Annotated in this window: 1 pseudogene; it reads left to right on the top strand. The window is 58.7% G+C overall.

Going from position 1 to position 688, the window contains the following annotated elements:
* Positions 1-533: pseudogene (locus ACW9UQ_RS18680) on the top strand (IS5 family transposase); the annotation flags it as partial.
* Between the last annotated feature and the right edge of the window lie 155 nt (positions 534-688).

Here is a 688-nt window from a genome sequence, read left to right as displayed (position 1 = left end):
GCCTCGACAGCACCAGCGTCAAGGTCCACCCTCCCTCTCAGTGATTGCTTTGCAATCACCTGCCGGGCAACGGACGGTACCGGCGCGCCCAAAAAAACGGCCCGCAGGCGATTGGGAAATCGCGTGGTGGCTGGACCACCAAAGTCCACCTGATCGCTGCAAACGACCGGTTTGCCCTGACATTCAGCCTATCTGGTGGGAATGCGCACGACGCGCCCGAAGGCCGCTCCCTGCTGGAAGGCTGGCGGTCACCGCCCCAAGGCGCTGCAATGATTATGGACCGGGCCTATGAGGGCGACGAAACGCGACAACTGGTGCTCGACTTGGGCATGGTTCCGGTTGTCCCTCCGAAGGCAAACCGGCGGGTCAAATGGGACTACGACCGCACCCTCTACAAGAGGCGCAACGAGGTCGAACGCCTGTTCCGAAGGCTGAAAGGATACCGGCGCATCTTCTCAAGGTTCGAAAAGCTGGACGTCATGTACCGCGCCTTTCTGAACGTCGCCCTCATCGTGGAGATGATTAAGTGTTAACAGGCCCTAGGAACATGCGTGTCAGGCGCCATTTGGCCCTAGGCGGCGTCTGCATTTAGGGGATTCCCAAATCATCTTTCGTTTGATTCAAGATCAAAAACGGGAGGCGATCTTGAGCAGACGGACTTTGACAGACAGGCAGTCACTGCCCGGCA

The organism is Halovulum sp. GXIMD14793, from assembly GCF_054457435.1.
Note: the sequence above shows the minus strand (reverse complement) of the source record. Positions and strands in the feature narration are given on the sequence as shown.